The sequence below is a fragment of the Luteimonas rhizosphaerae genome (genome assembly GCF_002849595.1).
Classification (GTDB): domain Bacteria; phylum Pseudomonadota; class Gammaproteobacteria; order Xanthomonadales; family Xanthomonadaceae; genus Luteimonas; species Luteimonas cellulosilyticus.
This window is the reverse complement of the sequence record NZ_NRQR01000005.1, coordinates 122,364-140,104: the sequence shown is the minus strand read 5'-3', so window position 1 is coordinate 140,104 and position 17,741 is coordinate 122,364. Positions and strand designations below refer to the sequence as shown.

General features: G+C 71.3%; 18 protein-coding genes. 12 read left to right on the top strand and 6 right to left on the bottom strand.

The window, feature by feature from the left end:
- Window positions 1-22 precede the first annotated feature (22 nt).
- The 3 genes from ahpF (at window position 23) to rnk (ending at window position 3,164) form a co-directional block, all read left to right on the top strand.
- Entirely contained in the window at window positions 23-1,612 is a 1,590-nt protein-coding gene (gene ahpF / locus CJ022_RS02960; RefSeq protein ID WP_101925206.1) for an alkyl hydroperoxide reductase subunit F, read from the top strand.
- An 85-nt stretch (window positions 1,613-1,697) separates the two neighbouring features.
- Window positions 1,698-2,615, top strand: a complete 918-nt coding sequence (gene oxyR, locus CJ022_RS02955; RefSeq protein ID WP_101925205.1) for a DNA-binding transcriptional regulator OxyR — start codon at window positions 1,698-1,700, stop codon at window positions 2,613-2,615.
- Window positions 2,616-2,735: 120 nt separating this feature from the next.
- Entirely contained in the window at window positions 2,736-3,164 is a 429-nt protein-coding gene (gene rnk, locus CJ022_RS02950) for a nucleoside diphosphate kinase regulator (protein WP_101925204.1), read from the top strand.
- 48 nt (window positions 3,165-3,212) lie between these two features.
- Here the strand turns inward: rnk and msrA are convergent, their stop codons facing one another.
- The 3 genes from msrA to CJ022_RS02935 form a co-directional block, all read right to left on the bottom strand.
- Window positions 3,213-3,863 (bottom strand): peptide-methionine (S)-S-oxide reductase MsrA, encoded by a 651-nt coding sequence (gene msrA / locus CJ022_RS02945; protein WP_101925203.1) that lies wholly within the window; start codon window positions 3,861-3,863, stop codon window positions 3,213-3,215.
- Between the two features lie 85 nt (window positions 3,864-3,948).
- Complete coding sequence (locus CJ022_RS02940; protein WP_101925202.1) at window positions 3,949-4,872, bottom strand: DMT family transporter; 924 nt, start codon at window positions 4,870-4,872, stop codon at window positions 3,949-3,951.
- A gap of 64 nt (window positions 4,873-4,936) precedes the next feature.
- Complete coding sequence (locus tag CJ022_RS02935; RefSeq protein ID WP_101925201.1) at window positions 4,937-7,126, bottom strand: sensor domain-containing diguanylate cyclase; 2,190 nt, start codon at window positions 7,124-7,126, stop codon at window positions 4,937-4,939.
- Between the two features lie 280 nt (window positions 7,127-7,406).
- Here CJ022_RS02935 and CJ022_RS02930 point away from each other — a divergent pair, with 280 nt between their 5' ends.
- The 6 genes from CJ022_RS02930 (at window position 7,407) to CJ022_RS02905 (ending at window position 12,724) form a co-directional block, all read left to right on the top strand.
- Entirely contained in the window at window positions 7,407-9,173 is a 1,767-nt protein-coding gene (locus CJ022_RS02930; protein WP_101925200.1) for a glutamine--tRNA ligase/YqeY domain fusion protein, read from the top strand.
- 55 nt (window positions 9,174-9,228) lie between these two features.
- Entirely contained in the window at window positions 9,229-9,606 is a 378-nt protein-coding gene (locus CJ022_RS02925; RefSeq protein WP_101925199.1) for a hypothetical protein, read from the top strand.
- Between the two features lie 19 nt (window positions 9,607-9,625).
- The gene (locus tag CJ022_RS02920) at window positions 9,626-10,186 is read left to right on the top strand and encodes a nucleoside deaminase (protein ID WP_101925198.1); all 561 of its coding nucleotides are present in this window, start codon (window positions 9,626-9,628) and stop codon (window positions 10,184-10,186) included.
- Window positions 10,187-10,257: 71 nt separating this feature from the next.
- Window positions 10,258-11,307, top strand: a complete 1,050-nt coding sequence (gene rlmM / locus CJ022_RS02915) for a 23S rRNA (cytidine(2498)-2'-O)-methyltransferase RlmM (protein WP_101925256.1) — start codon at window positions 10,258-10,260, stop codon at window positions 11,305-11,307.
- Between the two features lie 11 nt (window positions 11,308-11,318).
- Window positions 11,319-11,660: a hypothetical protein gene (locus CJ022_RS02910; RefSeq protein ID WP_101925197.1), complete on the top strand. Its 342-nt coding sequence runs from the start codon at window positions 11,319-11,321 to the stop codon at window positions 11,658-11,660.
- A gap of 128 nt (window positions 11,661-11,788) precedes the next feature.
- The gene (locus CJ022_RS02905; RefSeq protein ID WP_101925196.1) at window positions 11,789-12,724 is read left to right on the top strand and encodes a DUF808 domain-containing protein; all 936 of its coding nucleotides are present in this window, start codon (window positions 11,789-11,791) and stop codon (window positions 12,722-12,724) included.
- 3 nt (window positions 12,725-12,727) lie between these two features.
- Here the strand turns inward: CJ022_RS02905 and CJ022_RS02900 are convergent, their stop codons facing one another.
- Genes CJ022_RS02900 through ubiH form a run of 3 tightly spaced genes read right to left on the bottom strand, consistent with a single transcriptional unit; the run spans window position 12,728 to window position 15,425 of the window.
- On the bottom strand, window positions 12,728-13,024 hold the full coding sequence (locus CJ022_RS02900; RefSeq protein WP_143703862.1) for a hypothetical protein: 297 nt from the start codon (window positions 13,022-13,024) through the stop codon (window positions 12,728-12,730).
- Window positions 13,025-13,041: 17 nt separating this feature from the next.
- Window positions 13,042-14,217 carry an FAD-dependent oxidoreductase gene (locus CJ022_RS02895; protein WP_101925194.1) on the bottom strand — a complete coding sequence of 392 codons (1,176 nt, stop codon included), beginning with the start codon at window positions 14,215-14,217 and terminating at the stop codon, window positions 13,042-13,044.
- Window positions 14,214-15,425, bottom strand: coding sequence for a 2-octaprenyl-6-methoxyphenyl hydroxylase (gene ubiH, locus CJ022_RS02890; protein ID WP_101925193.1), 1,212 nt, complete (start codon window positions 15,423-15,425; stop codon window positions 14,214-14,216). The genes CJ022_RS02895 and ubiH overlap by 4 nt, the downstream gene beginning before the upstream one ends.
- A gap of 91 nt (window positions 15,426-15,516) precedes the next feature.
- On the opposite strand from ubiH, the gene CJ022_RS02885 reads away from it, so the two are divergent.
- The 3 genes from CJ022_RS02885 to CJ022_RS02875 are packed head-to-tail and all read left to right on the top strand — an operon-like array spanning window position 15,517 to window position 17,632.
- A complete protein-coding gene (locus CJ022_RS02885; RefSeq protein ID WP_101925192.1) occupies window positions 15,517-16,104 on the top strand; it encodes a hypothetical protein in 588 nt (195 codons plus the stop codon).
- A 16-nt stretch (window positions 16,105-16,120) separates the two neighbouring features.
- Entirely contained in the window at window positions 16,121-16,672 is a 552-nt protein-coding gene (locus CJ022_RS02880; RefSeq protein WP_101925191.1) for a cob(I)yrinic acid a,c-diamide adenosyltransferase, read from the top strand.
- A gap of 45 nt (window positions 16,673-16,717) precedes the next feature.
- Window positions 16,718-17,632 carry a histone deacetylase family protein gene (locus tag CJ022_RS02875; protein ID WP_101925255.1) on the top strand — a complete coding sequence of 305 codons (915 nt, stop codon included), beginning with the start codon at window positions 16,718-16,720 and terminating at the stop codon, window positions 17,630-17,632.
- The last annotated feature ends 109 nt before the right edge of the window (window positions 17,633-17,741 follow it).

The window sequence follows — 17,741 nt, the reverse complement described above, 5'->3', positions numbered from 1 at the left end:
ACCCTGACGTCCGGAGTTCGCCATGTTGGAAGCCGCTCTCAAAACCCAGCTCAAGGGCTACCTCGAACGCGCCGTGCGCCCGATCCACATCGTCGCGTCGGTCGACGACGGCGAGAAGTCGCGCGAGCTGCTCGCCCTGCTGGCCGACATCGCCGAGGCCAGCGACCGCATCACCCTCGACACCACCGGCGACGATGCGCGCAGGCCCTCGTTCGCGCTGACCTCGCCCGGCCACGACATCGACGTGCGCTTCGCGGGCCTGCCGATGGGCCATGAATTCACCTCGCTGGTGCTGGCACTGCTGCAGGTCGGCGGGCACCCGTCGAAGGCGGCCAAGGAAACCATCGAACAGGTCGCCGCGCTCGATGGCGACTACACCTTCGAGACCTACTACTCGCTGTCCTGCCAGAACTGCCCGGACGTGGTGCAGGCGTTGAACCTCGCCGCCGTGCTCAACCCGCGCATCCGCCACACCGCCATCGACGGCGCGCTGTTCCAGGCGGAGGTGGAGGCGCGCGAGATCATGTCGGTGCCGACCGTGTTCCTCAACGGGCAGAAGTTCGACCAGGGCCGCATGACGCTGGAGCAGATCGTCGCCAAGCTCGATACCGGCGCGGCCGACCGTGCGGCGAAGGCGATCGCGACCAAGAAGCCGTTCGAGGTGCTGGTGATCGGTGGCGGCCCGGCCGGCGCGGCCGCGGCGATCTACGCCGCGCGCAAGGGCATCCGCACCGGCGTGGCGTCGGAGCGGTTCGGTGGCCAGGTGCTGGACACGATGGCGATCGAGAACTTCATTTCGGTCAAGGAGACCGAAGGCCCGAAGATGGCGGCCGCGCTCGAGCAGCACGTGCGCGAATACGACGTCGACATCATGGACCTGCAGCGCGCGACGCAGCTGGTGCCGGCGGGCGATGACGGCCTGATCGGAATCCAGCTCGAGAACGGGGCGTCGCTGACGTCGCGCACCGTCGTGCTGTCGACCGGCGCGCGCTGGCGCCAGATGGGCGTGCCCGGCGAGGACCAGTACCGCAACAAGGGCGTGGCCTATTGCCCGCACTGCGACGGCCCGCTGTTCAAGGGCAAGCGCGTGGCGGTGATCGGCGGCGGCAATTCCGGCGTGGAAGCCGCGATCGACCTGGCCGGCATCGTCGCCCACGTCACCCTGATCGAATTCGACGTGCAGCTGCGCGCCGACGAAGTGCTGCAGCGCAAGTTGCGCAGCCTGCCGAACGTGCGCATCGTGACCAGCGCGCAGACGACCGAGGTGCTGGGCGACGGCGCGAAGGTCAATGCGCTGGTCTACCGCGACCGGGTCGGCGGCGACAGCCACCGTGTGGAACTGGAGGGTGTGTTCGTGCAGATCGGCCTGCTGCCCAATACCGAATGGCTCAAGGGCGTGGTCGCGCTGTCGCCGCGCGGCGAGATCATCGTCGACGATCGTGGCCAGACCTCGGTGCCCGGCGTGTTCGCCGCCGGCGATGCGACGACGGTGCCGTACAAGCAGATCGTCATCGCGATGGGCCAGGGCGCGACCGCCGCGCTCAGCGCCTTCGACCACCTCATCCGCCATTCGGTGCCCGCGCCGGCGGTGGTCGAAACCGAAGCCGCATGATCGGTCGACCGGTCCGGCGGCACGCCGTCATCCGCCCCTTGCCCGGGACGGAGGGCGGTGCCTACCGGGCCGGGGGAAGTCGCCGATGAACCTGCGCGACCTGAAATACCTCGTCGCGCTCGCCGACCACCGGCATTTCGGCCGCGCGGCCGCGGCGTGCTTCGTCAGCCAGCCGACGCTGTCGACCCAGATCCGCAAGCTCGAGGACGAGCTCGGCGTGTCGCTGGTCGAGCGCGCGCCGCGCAAGGTGATGCTGACGCCGACCGGCCTGCTGGTCGCGGACCGCGCACGACGCATCGTCGGCGACGTCGAACAGATGAAGGAAGTCGCGCGCCGCAGCCAGGACCCCGAAGCCGGCGTCGTGCGGCTGGGGATCTTCCCGACGCTCGGTCCGTACCTGCTGCCGCACGTGGTGCCGGCGATCCGCAAGCGGTTCCCGCAACTGGAACTGCTGCTGGTCGAGGAGAAGAGCGATCTGCTGCTGGCGCGCCTGCGCGACGGGCGGCTCGACGCCGCGCTGCTTGCGCTCCCGGTGCACGACGAGCAGCTGCATGCCGAACCGCTGTTCGAGGAGCCCTTCGTGCTGGCCGTGCCCGACCAGCATCCACTGGCGGCGCATCGCACGATGACGCTGGACGCGCTCGCCGATCAGCGCCTGCTGCTGCTCGAGGATGGCCACTGCCTGCGCGACCAGGCGCTGGACGTCTGCCATCTGGCGGGCGCCTCCGAAAAGTCCGGCTTCCAGGGCACGAGCCTGGAAACGCTCCGGCAGATGGTCGCGGCCAATGTCGGCGTGACCCTGCTGCCGATGCTGGCGATCCAGCCGCCGGTCGCGCAGTCGCCCGACATCACCCTGATCGGCTTCGCCGACGCGCCGCCGCCGAGTCGCCGGATCGCCATGGTCTGGCGCCGCAGCTCGGCGATGGCCGACTTCCTGCAGTCGCTGGCGCAGCTGTTCCAGACCCTGCCCCCGCACCTGCTGCGGATGCCCCTGCCCAGCTGACGCGGTGCGCAGGGCCGGGATCGCGCAGCGCGCGCGATCCCGGCACAATCGAACCCGGCGGCGCACTGCGTCGCCTTTTTCGTGGGCGTCCTTCGCGCCCCTCACCTCAAGGAGATACTGATGTCATCGCAACCCCAGAGCGGCCTGCCTCCCTCGGACGCCCCACCGGTCCAACTCACCGCCCACGACCTGGCGCGTCTCGATGCCATGCTCGAGTCCGATACCTACCGCCATCACCCCGGCGCCGCCGCCCTGCAGCGCGAGCTCGATCGCGCCGACGTCCTCCCCGATAGCGCGCCTTCCGAGAGCGTCGGCATGCAGTCCCGCGTGAGCTGCGTCGACGAGGACAGCGGCATCCACCACCGCTTTAGCCTGGTCTATCCGCACGAAGCCGACGTCGACGTCGACGCCGGACGCGTGTCGATTCTCGCGCCGGTCGGCACCGCATTGCTGGGGCTCCGCGTCGGCCAGCGCATCGACTGGCCTGTCGCCAACCGCCGCACCTTGCGCTTGCGCGTAATGGCGGTCGCACCCGCCGACGCCAGCTGAGGTCGCGCTGCGGCGCCGGACGTCCCGGCGTCGCGCCTTGCCGGGCGCCTAGAGTGCGACACCCACCGGGCAGCTGACGCCCGTTCCACCCAAGCCGCAATAGCCGCCCGGATGCTTGTGCAGGTACTGCTGGTGCTCGTCCTCGGCGTAGTAGAACGGCGGTGCGTCCTCGCGCAGCTCGGTGGTGATGTCCGGGAAGCCGGCCGCGCGCAGCGTCGCCTGGTAGGCGTCGCGACTGCGCGACGCCAGCGCGAACTGGTCCGGCGTCGTGCAATACAGCGCCGAGCGGTACTGGCTGCCGACATCGTTGCCCTGGCGCATGCCCTCGGTCGGGTTGTGGCTTTCCCAGAAGGTCTGCAGCAGCGTCTCGAACGCGATCTTCGCCGGGTCGAACACGACCAGCACCACTTCCGCATGCCCGGTCTGGCCCGAACACACCTCGCGATAGGTCGGATTCGGCGTCACGCCGCCCGCGTAGCCGACCGCGGTCGTGACCACGCCCGGCAGCGACCAGAACTTGCGCTCCGCGCCCCAGAAACAGCCCATGCCGAACTGCACCCGCTCCAGGCCGGCGAAGTCGTCCTGCAGCGGCCGACCGTGCACCGCATGCACGTTGTGCAACGGCAACGGCGTCCCGCGCCCCGGCAGGGCGTCCTGCGCGCCCGGCAGGCGCTGCTTCCACGCTCCGATTCCCAACATGTGCGATCTCCTGACGGCGCGGAGATGCCGCGCGACGATCCCTCAAGGTGCGGTCGACGCGCGGCGCTTCAAGGTCGCGGGCCGTCTATGCAGCGCCGGCCGGCTGCCGCGTGCGGCCCTTCAGGCTGGCGAGAAAGATGCCCGCCAGGGTGAACGCCAGGCCCAGCCATTCGCGCGGCAGGGTCGGCCGTTGCAGCAGCACCACATCGAGCAGGAATGCGCAGACCGGCTGCACCAGCAACAGCAGGCCGACGACCGCGACGCCGAGCCGCTGCATCGCGCGCGAGATCAGGATCCAGCTCAGGCAGTGGCCCATGCCGGCGAGCACCAGCAGCCAGGCCAGCGACTGCCAGGTCGGAATCGCGAAGGACACGCCCTCGGCCACGCCGGCCAGCCCCAGCAGCAGGGCCGAGCCGAGCGAGGCGATCGCGAGGATCTGCGCGATCGGCGCCGCGCGTGCGGCATCGTGCGTGTATCCGACCCGCTGCACATGCTTCAGTCCGATGTTGTAGACGGCGTAGCACAGCCCCGTCGCCAGCCCCAGCCACACGCCCCAGCGGTAATCGGCCGCCAGGCTGGCCCAGTCCGCGCCCAGCAACAGCCACAGGCCGAAGAACGCCAGCGCGATACCGGCGACGAAGCGTGGCCCGATGCGTTCGCCGAACAGCATCACGCCGGCCAGCGCCATGAAGAACACCTGCGCGTTGGCCAGCAGCGTCGCGAGCCCCGGGCCGATCAGCAGGATGCTGCGGTGCCACAGCCACAGGTCCATCGCGAACGCCGCCGCCGGCACCAGCGCCCACAGCCAGACCGCGCGCGGCAGCGGCCGCCAGTCGCGCCGCAGGTGCACCAGCAGGGCCAGCATCGCGCCGGCGAACAGCATCCGGTAGAAGGCCGAGATCGTCGGCGGCGTGTCGGCCAGTCGCACCATCAACCCGTTGGTGCCGATCAGGGCCGCGCCGGCCAGCATCGACAGCAGCGCCGTGCGTTGGGCGGATCGTTCGGGCATCGGTGGATCCGCACGCGGGGGGCCGGGCAGCGTAGCGCGTCTCCGCGCCACGCCGCGCGCGGGATCAGCTGAAGATGGCGGGCGCGACCTGCACGCAGTTGCGGCCCTGCCGCTTGGCCGCGTACAGCGCCTTGTCGGCGCGCGCGATGGTCGCCGCGGGCGCGTGCTCGTCGCCGTGCCGGGTCGCGATGCCGATGCTGACCGTCAGGCGCACGCGATGCCCGTCGTGGTGCATGTCGATGTTCTCCACCGCAGTGCGCATCAGCTCGCCGACCGTGCGCGCCGCGGCGCCATCCTGACCGGGCAGCACGACGATGAACTCCTCGCCGCCGTAGCGGCCCAGCATGTCGCCGTCGCCGAGCACGCTGCGCAGCGCCTGGGCCACGTGGCGCAGGCAGTCGTCGCCACAGGCGTGGCCGAAGCGGTCGTTGACCGACTTGAAATGGTCGAGATCGACGAACAGCACCGACACCGTGCGTCCGCTGCGATCGCCTTCGACGTACGCGCGCTGCAGCCAGCTGTCGATCGTGCGGCGGTTCATGCTGCCGGTCAGCGCGTCCATCTCGGCCGAGCGGCGCAGCTTGATCGATGCCATCGCCTGCTCGATGTGCATAAGGGTGACCCGCAGCAGCTCGCCGATGACCGACATCTCGTCGGTCGTGAAGCCTTCACCGCCGGCGCGGCGCAGCAGCAGCGCACCCCAGCCCGGCGCGCGCACGGGCAAGGGCACCACGGCTTCCATCGCGACCACCGGCGCGCCGGCCGACGAGCGCACCGGCTGCTGCAGGCCGATGCCGCCAGTCGCCAGGCGTCGCAGGATCAGGCCCCGCCGCTCGAGTTCGTGGCGGGTCGCGACCAGTGCGTCGGCGGGTTCGACCAGCAGGTAGTCGCGTCCCTGGAAGCCGCGGACGACGGCGATGCACGATTCCGTCGGCACCAGCGGCAGCAGATGGTCCATCAGCAGGCGCAGGCCATGCGACGGAATCTCGCCCAGGTCGAGCGTGCCCAGCCGGGTCTGCAGCTCGGTCGCCAGATCGGCGCGTGCCGCTTCGCGGCGCATGCGCCGCTCGGTGTCGAGCCGGGCCAGGCGGTCGCGGTCGCGCTGGTCGCGGTAGTCGCCGATGCGCCCGATCAGACCCATGCCGAGGGTCAGCGCGAAGGCGACCGCCGCGCCCTGGTAACCGAAGTGCACCATCGGCAGCTCGGGAATGATCCCGTTGCTCGCCAGCTCGGATCCGATGCCCGCGAGCAGTGACACCGTGCCCGCCGCCACCAGCAGCCAGGCGAGCGGCACCCCGCGCCGGCCGGCGTCGACCAGCAGGGCCAGCCCGCCGACACCGGCCACCGTCCAGGCCAGCGTCGTCAGCACGGCCATCAGCACCGCCAGTACCGACAGGTTCAACAGGCAGATGGCGGCCAGTGCGATCAGCAGGCCGATGCCCAGCCGCAGCGGCCGCGCGAACCGGCGCGGCGCGCCCGACGGAAACGCGTAGATCTCGATCAGCCACAGCCAGCTGGCCGCGTAGGCCAGCGACAGCGCCAGCAAGCCCTGCACGCCCCAGACGCCGAACAGGCGCAGCCCCGGCAGGCCGTAGAGATGGCCGTTCAAGCCCTGCAGCAGCAGCAACAGCCCGATGATGAATCCGAAGAAGCCGAGGAACACGCGGTCGCGCGAGGCGTAGGCCAGCGCCAGCGCGAGTGCGGCCAGCATCAGCAGGCTGCCGTAGACGGCGGCGGCGAGGGCGACGCCGGAGCGTTCGATCCGGCGGATGTCGACGGCCCGGGCCAGCACCGGCCGGAAACTGCCCCGCTCCGAGCCACGCGCTTCGAGGGTGAGTTCGACCGGCCCGCTCCAGTCCGCCGGCAGCAGGAAGCCGTAGCCGGTCGGCAGCACGCCCTCGTCGTCGCGCCAGCCGTAGAACCCGCCGATCTCGCTGCGCCAGCCGGCGTCGTCGCGCAGCTGCAGCGATTCGACGGGCTCGCGCGGCAGCCAGATCGCCCACCGGGTGGGCGCGCCGTTCCGGGGTTCCAGAGGCGGCAGCACGAAGCGCAGCCGTGCTTCGTGGAGGTCGTCTGCGCCGGGGGCCGGGCCGGGCTCGACGGCGACCGGCACCTGCTCGCCCGGACGCAGCTGGGTCGATGCCAGCAGCGCCACGAACAGCGCCAGCAGCAGCAACAGGCACCCTGCGATGGCCCAGGTGTGCCCCCGCATCGCGCGGGGCGGGCTCAGCTCCATGCGCGCGGTCCCGTGCATCGTGGACGCGGAAGCATCGCCCCGCACACGCCTCGACCCGCCGCCGGACGCGCAGCCTCTCCTGACGGGACTTTGATACCCCCTGCCTCGCCCAAGCGACACTCCCCTGTCTGTGACGTTTTCAGCAAATCGCGTGCCACGGTTTCCGTACCTGCGTCACATAATTATTGCATCTGTGCGTCGGGTCCAGCGGCGGGCGGGCACCAGCGCGCCAGCCCGGCCGCGCCGGGCGCTCGGCTACACTGCGCGGTCCTCACCGCAGCCCCGAGCCATCCGCCCCATGTCTTCCGCAGGCCCGACCGACTCCGCCGTTCCCGCCGACGCCGCCGCGCCGGTCCGCCAGGACTTCATCCGCCAGATCGTCCGCGACGACCTGGACAGCGGGAAGCACGCGGCGGTCCGCACCCGGTTCCCGCCGGAACCGAACGGCTACCTGCACATCGGCCATGCCAAGGCGATCTGTCTGAATTTCGGCGTCGCGACGGAATTCGGCGGCCGCTGCAACCTGCGCTTCGACGACACCAATCCGGAGAAGGAAGACCTCGCCTTCGTCCGCGCGATCGAGGACGACGTGCGCTGGCTGGGCTTCGAGTGGGCCGAGCTGCGCCACGCATCCGATTACTTCGAGGTCTACTGCCTCGCGGCCGAGAAACTGATCGCCCAGGGCGATGCCTTCGTCTGCGACCTGACCGCCGAGCAGGTGCGCGAATACCGCGGCACGCTGACCGAACCCGGCCGCAACTCGCCGTTCCGCGACCGGTCCACCGACGAGAACCTCGACCTGTTCCGGCGCATGCGTGCGGGCGAGTTCGCCGATGGCACGCGCACGCTGCGCGCCAAGATCGACATGAGCAGCGGCAACATGAACCTGCGCGACCCGGCGCTGTACCGGATCAAGCAGGTCACCCACCAGAACACCGGCGATGCCTGGCCGATCTATCCGATGTACGACTTCGCCCACGCGCTGGGCGATGCCATCGAAGGCATCACCCATTCGCTGTGCACGCTGGAATTCGAGGACCATCGCCCGCTGTACGACTGGGTGGTGGACCGGGTCGACCTCGCCGGCACGCCGTCGCTGCTGGCGCCGCTGACCCGCAACGGCGTCGAGAACGTCGCCGCGAAGCCGCGCCAGATCGAGTTCTCGCGCCTCAACATCAACTACACGGTGATGAGCAAGCGCAAGCTGACCCAGCTGGTCGGCGAAGGCCTGGTCGATGGCTGGGACGACCCGCGCATGTACACGCTGCAGGGCCTGCGTCGCCGTGGCTACACGCCGGCCGGCCTGCGCCTGCTGGTCGACCGCGTCGGTATCAGCAAGCAGAACTCGGTCATCGATTTCTCGGTACTGGAAGGCGCGCTGCGCGACGATCTCGATACGCGCGCGCCGCGCCGCATGGCGGTGGTCAATCCGCTGAAGCTGGTGCTGACCAACCTGCCCGACGGCCACGCGGAAACCCTGAGTTTCCCGAACCATCCCAAGGACGAGGCGCTGGGCACGCGCGAGGTGCCGTTCTCGCGCCAGCTGTGGATCGAGCACGACGATTTCGCCGAAGTGCCGCCCAAGGGCTGGAAGCGGTTGATCCCGGGCGGCGAAGTGCGCCTGCGCGGCGCCGGCATCGTGCGCTGCAACGAGGTCATCAAGGACGACAGCGGCGCGATCGTCGAACTGCGCGGCACCCTCGATCCCGAATCGCGTCCCGGCATGGAAGGCGCGAACCGCAAGATCAAGGGCACGATCCACTGGGTCAGCGCCGCGCATGCGGTGGAGGCCGAGGTGCGGCTGTTCGATCGCCTGTTCCTGGTCGAAAAGCCTGACGACGAGTCGACCGGCAAGACCTACCGCGACCATCTGAATCCCGAATCCAAGCGCAGCGTGACCGGTTACGTCGAGCCGGCTGCCGCAAACGCCGCGCCCGAGCAGTCGTTCCAGTTCGAGCGCCTCGGTTATTTCGTCGCCGACCGCTACGACCACACGGCGGGCAGGCCGGTGTTCAACCGCAGCGTGACGCTGCGCGACACCTGGGCGGCGGGCGCGGCCGGCTGACGCGCGCGGCCTGCGGGCGACGCGCATTCCGCGCGGGGGCGGTACCATCGCCGCGATGAACCGCCTGCGCGTCCTCGCCCTGCCCCTGTTGTCGGCCCTGTTGCTGGCGCTGGCGGCGTGCGCGGCGCCCGCGACGCCGATGCCGGAGACCGCACCGCCCCCCGTCACCGGCGTGCCCACGGCCATCGCCGCCGGGCCACAGATCGACACCCGCTGCCGCACCGACAGCGATTGCGCGGTCAAGAACGTCGGCAGCTGCTGCGGCTACCAGCCCGCCTGCGTCAACGCCGCCGCGCCGGTCGATCCCGCGGCGGTCCAGGCCGATTGTGCACGCCGCGGCATGGCCGGCGTCTGCGGCTTCGTCGAGATCCAGTCCTGCGCCTGCGTCGCGTCCCGCTGCGAAGCGGCCGACGGCGGGCGCCTGCTCCGCTAACCCAAGGTTGTCCCGTCCAATGCTGTATGCCCAGGTCCATCTGACCCTCCCCGCGTGGGTCCACGACCACGTCGATGCCTCGCGCGCCGTGCCCGGCGATGAGGCCAAGGTCGCGCTCGCGATCGAACTGTCGCGCCTGAACATCGAAGCGCAGAGCGGTGGTCCGTTCGGCGCCGTGGTCTTTGACCAGGCCGACCGCATCGTCGCCGTCGGCGTGAACCGGGTGATGCCGCACAGCTGCTCGGTCGCGCATGCGGAAACGATGGCCTACATGCTCGCGCAGCAGCGCCTGCAGACCCCGCGCCTCAACGAGCGCGGCGGCCCGATCACGCTGGCGACCTCGTCCCAGCCCTGCTGCATGTGCTACGGCGCGACCGTCTGGGCGGGTATCGACCGGCTGCTGATCGGCGCGCGTTCCGAAGACGTGGAAGCGCTGACCCCGTTCGACGAAGGCCCGCTGCCGGCCGACTGGATCGGCGCGCTGGAGGCGCGCGGCATCTCGGTGGTCCGCGACCTGCTGCGCGACGAGGCCCGCGCGGTGCTGCGCGCCTATGGCGAGACCGACGGAGCGAAGTACTGATGACCGACCTCGATCCAATCGCCGCCGATGCGACCTCCGCCGAGACCGCCGCGGCCTCGAAGCTGACGCCGATCAGCGGCCTGCTGTGCTACTGTCGCCCGGGCTTCGAGTCCGACCTGGCGGCGGAACTGACCGAACGCGCGGCCGGCGTGCACGTCGCCGGGTACGCCCAGACCAGGCGCAACGACGGCTACGTGCTGTTCCATTCCGACAACGGCCCGTCGCTGACCCATGAGCTGCCGTTCGCCGACCTGATCTTCGCGCGGCAGAAGCTGGTGCTGCTGACCGAACTGCGCGACCTCGACCCAACCGACCGCATCACGCCGATCTTCGAGGCGCTCGCCGGGCGTGGCCGCCACGGCGAGCTGCTGGTCGAGCATCCGGATTCCGACGAGGGCAAGCAGCTCGCGGGCCTCGCGCGCAGCTTCGCCAATGCGCTACGCCCGGCGCTGCGCAAGCGGGGGTTCCTCAGCCAGAAGGACGAGAAGCGGTTCCCGCGCCTGCACGTGTTCTTCCTGTCTGGCACGCACGCCTACCTGGCCCAGTCCGTGGTCGGCGACAGCGCGCCGTGGCCGCTCGGCATTCCGCGGCTGCGCACGCATGCCGATGCGCCGTCGCGTTCGGCGCTGAAACTCGAAGAAGCCTTCATGGCGCTACTGACCGAGCGCGAGCGCAACGCGCGCATCAAGCCGGGAATGCGCGCCGTCGACCTGGGCGCGGCGCCCGGCGGCTGGACCTGGGTGCTGACGCGCGAACACATGCGCGTGGTCGCGGTCGACAACGGCCCGATGCAGGCCGAACTGCTCGAGACCGGCCTCGTCGACCACCACCGCGTCGACGGCTTCCGCTACCAGCCCGTCGGTGCGGTCGACTGGCTGGTCTGCGACATGGTCGAGCAGCCGCGCAAGGTCGCCGAGCGCATGGCCACGTGGTTCCGCGAAGGCTGGTGCCGCAACGCGGTCTTCAACCTCAAGCTGCCGATGAAGAAGCGCTGGCAGGAAACGCTGCTGGCACTGGACCTGTTCGCCAACAACGCCGGCGAGCACGCGACGCTGACCATTCGCGCGCGCCAGCTCTACCATGACCGTGAAGAGATCACGGTCTACGCCAGCGTCGAGTAAGGAGACCGCCGATGGCCGCCGCCTGGATCACCGTCGTCGCCCCGTACCTGCCGGAGATCGTCCGGCTGGCAAGGCCGATCTTCACCCGCACGCCGCCGCCCCTGGTCGATCTGGGCCAGCAACGGCGCAACGACGTGGTCGATGCGCAGATCGTCGAACTGCAGGACGCCGCGAGCCAGAACGCCGATTCGATCGGCAAGCTCGCCGCCGACATGCAGAAGACCATCGAGGTCCTGCAGCTCGGCGCCCCCCGCATGGACCGCCAGCTCGTGCTGTCGACCCGGCTGGCGATCGTCGCGACCACCGCCGCGCTGCTCGCCTTCGCGCTGGCGGCGCTGGCCCTGCTGCGCTGAGCGACCCCGGAATCCGCCGCGGCTGAGCGGGCGGCTGGCGCAGCGTCGATCGCCCGGCATCGCGCGCAGACGCAGGGACGACGGCTTCGCGGCATACTCCGCGCCTTCGACCCGCGACCGGACCCACCATGGCCTCCAGCCTGCTCACCCTGCTCGACGACATCGCCACGGTCCTCGACGACGTCGCACTCCTGACCAAGGTCGCCGCGCGCAAGTCCGCCGGTGTGCTCGGCGACGATCTCGCGCTCAATGCCGAGCAGGTCACCGGGGTCAAGGCGGACCGCGAACTGCCGGTGGTCTGGGCGGTCGCCAAGGGCTCGGCGCGCAACAAGCTGATCTTGGTGCCGGCCGCGCTGGCGATCAGCGCCTTCCTGCCGTGGCTGGTGACGCCGCTGCTGATGCTCGGCGGCCTGTTCCTCTGCTACGAGGGCTTCGAGAAAGTCGTCCACAAGTTGCTGCACGCCAGGGAAGACGCGGCGACCAAGGCCACGCGGATCGCGGCGCTGGCCGGACCGGAGGTCGATCCGGTCGAGTTCGAGCGCGACAAGATCAAGGGCGCGATCCGCACCGACTTCATCCTGTCGGCGGAGATCATCGCGATCACCCTCGGCACGGTCGCCGGCCAGCCGTTCGTGACCCAGCTCGGCGTGCTCAGCGGCATCGCGGCGCTGATGACGATCGGCGTCTACGGTCTGGTCGCGGGCATCGTCAAGCTCGACGACGGCGGCCTCTACCTCAGCCAGCGCCCGTCGGGAATCGCCCGCGGCGTCGGCCGCGCCATCCTGCGCGCCGCGCCGTGGATGATGAAGACGCTGTCGGTCGTCGGCACCGCGGCGATGTTCCTCGTCGGCGGCGGCATCCTGACCCACGGCTTCCACGACGTGAACACCTGGATCCAGGAGACCGCGACCGGCCTCGGCGCACTGCCGACCGTGGGCGCGGTGCTCGGCGCATTGACGCCGACAGTCATCAACGGCGTCGTCGGCATCATCGCCGGCGGTGTGGTCGTCGGCGTGGTGACCCTGATCCGGCGCATGCGCGGCAAGCCCGCGCCCGCGCACTGACGCTCAGCAGGGCAGAACGAAGGCGCCGAGCCAGACCAGCAGGCCGGCGCACCAGATCGCGAGCATGACCAGCAGCGCTGCGGCGACGAGCGCAGCGCGCGCACGCGCTCGCCGTCCGCGCGTGCGGCGCCAGACCAGCAGCGGCACCAGCGCCCCGAGCAGCACGCCGGAGACCGCCACGCCCCAGCCCACCGCGTCGAACCAGAGCGGTCGCGGCATCGACTCCGGCGGGCACTGGCGCATCGCCCACAGCGGCGCGGATGTCGGCAACGCCAGCAGACCGGCCAGGACGCGCTGCATGCGCAGGCGCCCCGACATCAGCCGGCGGCCCGTTTCCACAGCAGGTTGCGCAAGGGCGGCAGCGCCTGCGCGACACCGAAGGCGTGGCTGCGCAGCAGCGTCGGCAGCAGGGCATCGCTGGAGAACACGCGGTTGATGCCGTCGAACGCGTGCGCCGCGACCGTATTGTCGCTGCGCCGCGTCCGCGCCCAGCGGGCCAGCCGCTGAGGCGCATCCCATGCGGCATCGATGCGCTGCGCATCGCCGATCGTCGCCGCCAGGGCCGCGACGTCGCGCAGGCCGAGATTCACGCCCTGGCCAGCCAGCGGGTGCACCACGTGCGCTGCGTCGCCGATGACCAGCACCCGACCCGCGCGCTGGGTGTCGCTGAGCTGGCGCCGCAGCGGAAACGCCACCCGCGGCGACACCGGCGTCAGCGCACCGAGGCGGCCGTCGGACGCCGTGGTGACCGCGGCTGCGAACGCCGCGTCGTCGAGACCGGCGACCCGCTGCGCCTCGGCATCGGGCAGGGTCCAGACAATCGAACAGGTGCCGTCGCCGCACGGCAGCAGGGCCAGCGGGCCGGTCGGCAGGAAGCGCTGCCACGCGGTGTCCTGGTGGGGCCGCGCGCTGCGCACGTAACAGACCACGCCGCGCTGGGCGTAATCGTGGCCGTCCGTGCCGATGCCGGCGAGCGTGCGCAGGGCGGATCCCGCGCCATCGGCCGCGATCGCCAGACGGGCCTCGATCCGCCCACCGCCTTCCAGCCGCAGGGCGACCGCGTCGCCGTCGTCGTCCAGTGCCTCGACGCGCGCCGGACTCCGGATCTCGACTCCGGCGCGCGCCAGCTGCGACCACAGCCGGTCGACGAGCAGGCCGTGCTCGACGATCCAGCCGAGTTCGCGCAGCGCCAGCCGGTCGGCGTCGAACGTCAGTTCGCTGCCGCCCGCCGCGTCCCAGACCTGCATGCGCCGGTAGGCATGCGCGCGCGTGCCGCGTACCGCATCCCAGACACCGATGTCGCGCAGCAACGCCGCGTTGTCGGGCGCGAAGGCGTAGACGCGCAGGTCCGGCGTCGCCGGCGACCAGGCGTCGGGCGCCTGCGCTTCGACCAGCGCCACGTCGAGATCGCGCGCGGCGAGCGCCAGCGCGCACGCCGCGCCGACGACGCCACCGCCGACGACGACCACGTCGCGCCGCCCACGCCGGCTCATGCGGCCCCCTCGCGGCACAGCGCCGGCACATCGCCGCGGTAACCCATCGCACCGCCGGCCAGCAGCGACTGCAGGCCGGAATCGCCGGCGATCGCCAGCAGGCCGAGGCTGCGCAGCGGGCGCAGCAGCGGCGAGGGATTGGCGGTCACGCGCGCCAGTCCGTCGGAAAACGCGAGCGTGCGCTTGCGATCCTCGAGGCGCCGCCCGGCGTACGCCGCCAGCCGCGCGGGCGCGCCGGCGTCCTCACCGGACGCGAGCGCTTCCGCCAGCGTCAGCGCATCGCGCAGGCCGAGATTGAAGCCCTGGGCGCCGATCGGATGCAGGCTCTGGGCCGCGTTGCCGACCAGCACCGCGCGGTCGGCCACGACGCGGTCGGCGACCACGCGCCGCGCGGGATAGACGCTGCGCGGACCCACGCCGGTCAGGCGTCCGGCACGCCAGCCGAACAGCGTCTGGATGCGCGCGACGAAGGCGGCATCGTCGAGCGCTGCGACCGCCTCGGCGGCCGCCGAGGCCACGCCATGCACCAGACCGTAGTGGCGATCGCCGCGCGGCAGCAACGCGGTCGGCCCTTCCGCGGTCAGGCGTTCGAAGGCGCGACCGTCGGGCGCGCGCTCCGCCCGCAGGCGCGCGACGAACAGGCGCTGGCCGTAGTCGTGCTGCTGCGCGCCGATGCAGAGCGCGGCCCGCACCGCGCTGTCGCTGCCGTCGGCGCCGACCACCAGCGCGGCCTGCACGCAGCGCTCGCCGTCGTCGTCCGCCAGTCGGACGGTCCGCAGCCCCGGTTCGCGCGGGGCATCGAATCCGACGAACCGCGCGGGCCGGTAGCGGGTGAGATGGGACAGCTCGGCGAGTCGCGCCTCGAGCGCCTCGCCGAAATCGCGGGCGACGACCACCTGGCCGAACCGGGTGCGCCCGTAGTCCGCCGCGTCCAGCTCGACGCGACCGAAGTCGCCCGCGCGGCTCACGTGGATCCGGCGGATCGGCCCGGTCGGTGCACGCAGCTTCTGCAGCACGCCGAGCGCGCCCAGCGCATGCACGCTCGCCTCGGCGAAACTGAGGTTGCGCTCGTCGAAGACCGCCGGCATCGTCCCGGCCGGACTCGCTTCGACCAGCGCTGTGTCGATGCCGACGCGATCGAGCGCGATCGCGAGACTTGCGCCGACCAGCCCGCCGCCGACGATCAGAACCTGGTGTGCCTGTGCCATGCGGCCATGATAAGCGGTGCCAGCGCAGGCCCGACGCCGCTCCGTTAGAATGCGCGCCAGCACGCCTTCCGCCTGTCCGGAGCTCCACCAGATGAACACCGTCGCCCGCCGCGCCGCCATCCTCGCCTCGCTCGTCGTCCTGATGGCCGCGACCCGCCTGCACCACTTCGGCGCGCTGCCGGATGCCTCGTGGGCCGTGTTCTTCATCGGCGGCTTCTATCTGCGCGCGTGGTCGCGCTGGGCGTTCCCGGCGCTGATGGGCCTGGCGGTCGCGGTCGACGCGTTCGTCATCACCAGCCAGGGCCTGTCGTTCTGGAGCCACTACTGCGTGTCGCCGGCGTACTGGTGCCTGATCCCGGCGTATTTCGCGCTGTGGGCCGGCGGCGGCTGGCTGCGTCGCCACAGCACCGGCGGCGTGGCGAAGACGCTGGGCCTGCTGGCCGCGAGCCTGGTCGCATCGGTCGTGGTCTGCCATCTGATCGCCCAGGGCAGCTTCTACTGGATCAGCAGCAGCGTCGCCGAGCCGACCATCGCCGGCTGGTGGAAGAACTACAGCGACTGGCTGCTGCCGTACGGACGCGTGACCGCGCTGTATGTCGGCGCCGCGGCGATGGTCCACGTGCTGCTGACCCGCGTGCTGCCGCAGCCGGCAGCGCCGCGCGCGCTGCAGCCCGACTGACCGCCGCGTCGCGCAGATGGGCAACCGCCTCTCGACGATCTACACCCGCACCGGCGACGACGGCTCGACCGGACTCGGCGACGGCACCCGCACCGGCAAGGACGCGCTGCGCGTCGCGGCCTACGGCACGGTCGACGAGGCCAACTCGACGATCGGCCTGCTGCTCGCGGCCGACATGGCCGACGACATCCGCGCACTGCTGACGACGGTGCAGCACCAGCTGTTCGATCTCGGCGGCGAGCTGTGCATTCCCGGCCATGCGGCGATCGACGATGCCGACATCGACCGGCTCGAGCAGCAGCTCGACCACTACAACGACGACCTGCCACCGCTGAAGGATTTCATCCTGCCCGGCGGCGGCGAAACGGCCGCGCGCTGCCACGTCGCACGCACCGTGGTCCGGCGCGCCGAACGCGAGGCGGTCGCCCTGTCACGCGAGGAAGCGGTCCGGCCGCAGGCGATCCGCTACCTCAACCGCTTGTCGGACCTGCTGTTCGTGCTGGCGCGGGTGCTGGCTCGCGCCGGCGGCCACGGCGAGGTGCTCTGGCACCACACGCGGCGGCGCTGAGCGATGCATCACCCGATCAGCTTCGGTAGCGACGATCGCCGGGTGATCCCGGTGTTCTCCCACGCCAGTTGCCTCGACCACGACACGGGGCCCGGCCATGCCGAGCGACCGGCGCGGCTGGCAGCGGTCATCGAGGCGTTGCAGGCGGCCTTTCCCGAGCTCGAGCTGCGGCAGGCCCCGGCAGCGACGCGCGGGCAGCTGCAGCGCGTGCACGACGACACCCTGCTGACGACGGTGCTCGAATCGCAGCCGACCGGCCGCATTCCGCTGGACGCGGACACCGTGCTGTCGCCGGGTTCGGCGACCGCGGCGCTGCATGCGGCCGGCGCCGGCGTCGCGGCCGTCGACGCGGTGCTTAACGGCGACGTGCGCCGCACGTTCTGCGCGGTGCGGCCGCCGGGCCATCACGCCACCGGCGCGATCGCGATGGGCTTCTGCCTGTTCAACAACATCGCCGTCGCCGCGGCGCACGCCCTCGAGCGCTATGGCCTGACGCGGGTGTCGATCGTCGATTTCGACGTCCACCACGGCAATGGCACCCAGGCGATCTTCGAGCACGAACCGCGGGTGCAGTATCTGAGTTCCCACCAGCTGCCGCTGTTCCCCGACACCGGCCTGCGCGCCGAGCGCGGCGTCGGCAACGTCGTCAATGCGCCGTTGCCGCCGGGCACCGGCAGCAAGCGTTTCTGCGAGGCGTGGCGCGACACGCTGCTTCCGGAGCTCGATGCGTTCGCGCCGCAACTGGTGCTGGTCTCGGCCGGGTTCGATGCGCACTGGCGCGACCCGCTCGCCCAGCTGCAGCTCGACGCCGAAGACTTCGCCTGGCTGACCGGCGAACTGGTGGCGCTGGCCGGGCGGCATGCCGACGGGCGGATCGTCTCCATGCTGGAAGGCGGTTACGACCTGCAGGCGCTGCGCGAGTGCAGTGTCGCCCACGTGCGAGCACTGTCGGCGCGCTGAGCGCGGCCAGCGCTCACCCCATCGTCCGAAGACTCGGTGGTCAGCGCAGCGCGGCGACGCGGCGCCACGCCCACGAAAATTCCCGCCTGTTGCGTCGCGAACCCGCCGG

Coding starts and splice junctions, on each gene's coding strand:
- rnk (WP_101925204.1), top strand. CDS start 2,736: ATGTCATCGCAACCCCAGAGCGGCCTGCCTCCCTCGGACGCCCCACCG.
- CJ022_RS02905 (WP_101925196.1), top strand. CDS start 11,789: ATGGCCTCCAGCCTGCTCACCCTGCTCGACGACATCGCCACGGTCCTC.
- CJ022_RS02925 (WP_101925199.1), top strand. CDS start 9,229: ATGAACCGCCTGCGCGTCCTCGCCCTGCCCCTGTTGTCGGCCCTGTTG.
- CJ022_RS02930 (WP_101925200.1), top strand. CDS start 7,407: ATGTCTTCCGCAGGCCCGACCGACTCCGCCGTTCCCGCCGACGCCGCC.
- CJ022_RS02900 (WP_143703862.1), bottom strand. CDS start 13,024: ATGCAGCGCGTCCTGGCCGGTCTGCTGGCGTTGCCGACATCCGCGCCG.
- CJ022_RS02910 (WP_101925197.1), top strand. CDS start 11,319: ATGGCCGCCGCCTGGATCACCGTCGTCGCCCCGTACCTGCCGGAGATC.
- msrA (WP_101925203.1), bottom strand. CDS start 3,863: ATGTTGGGAATCGGAGCGTGGAAGCAGCGCCTGCCGGGCGCGCAGGAC.
- CJ022_RS02895 (WP_101925194.1), bottom strand. CDS start 14,217: ATGAGCCGGCGTGGGCGGCGCGACGTGGTCGTCGTCGGCGGTGGCGTC.
- ahpF (WP_101925206.1), top strand. CDS start 23: ATGTTGGAAGCCGCTCTCAAAACCCAGCTCAAGGGCTACCTCGAACGC.
- CJ022_RS02885 (WP_101925192.1), top strand. CDS start 15,517: ATGAACACCGTCGCCCGCCGCGCCGCCATCCTCGCCTCGCTCGTCGTC.
- oxyR (WP_101925205.1), top strand. CDS start 1,698: ATGAACCTGCGCGACCTGAAATACCTCGTCGCGCTCGCCGACCACCGG.
- CJ022_RS02935 (WP_101925201.1), bottom strand. CDS start 7,126: ATGCACGGGACCGCGCGCATGGAGCTGAGCCCGCCCCGCGCGATGCGG.
- CJ022_RS02880 (WP_101925191.1), top strand. CDS start 16,121: ATGGGCAACCGCCTCTCGACGATCTACACCCGCACCGGCGACGACGGC.
- CJ022_RS02940 (WP_101925202.1), bottom strand. CDS start 4,872: ATGCCCGAACGATCCGCCCAACGCACGGCGCTGCTGTCGATGCTGGCC.
- ubiH (WP_101925193.1), bottom strand. CDS start 15,425: ATGGCACAGGCACACCAGGTTCTGATCGTCGGCGGCGGGCTGGTCGGC.
- CJ022_RS02920 (WP_101925198.1), top strand. CDS start 9,626: ATGCTGTATGCCCAGGTCCATCTGACCCTCCCCGCGTGGGTCCACGAC.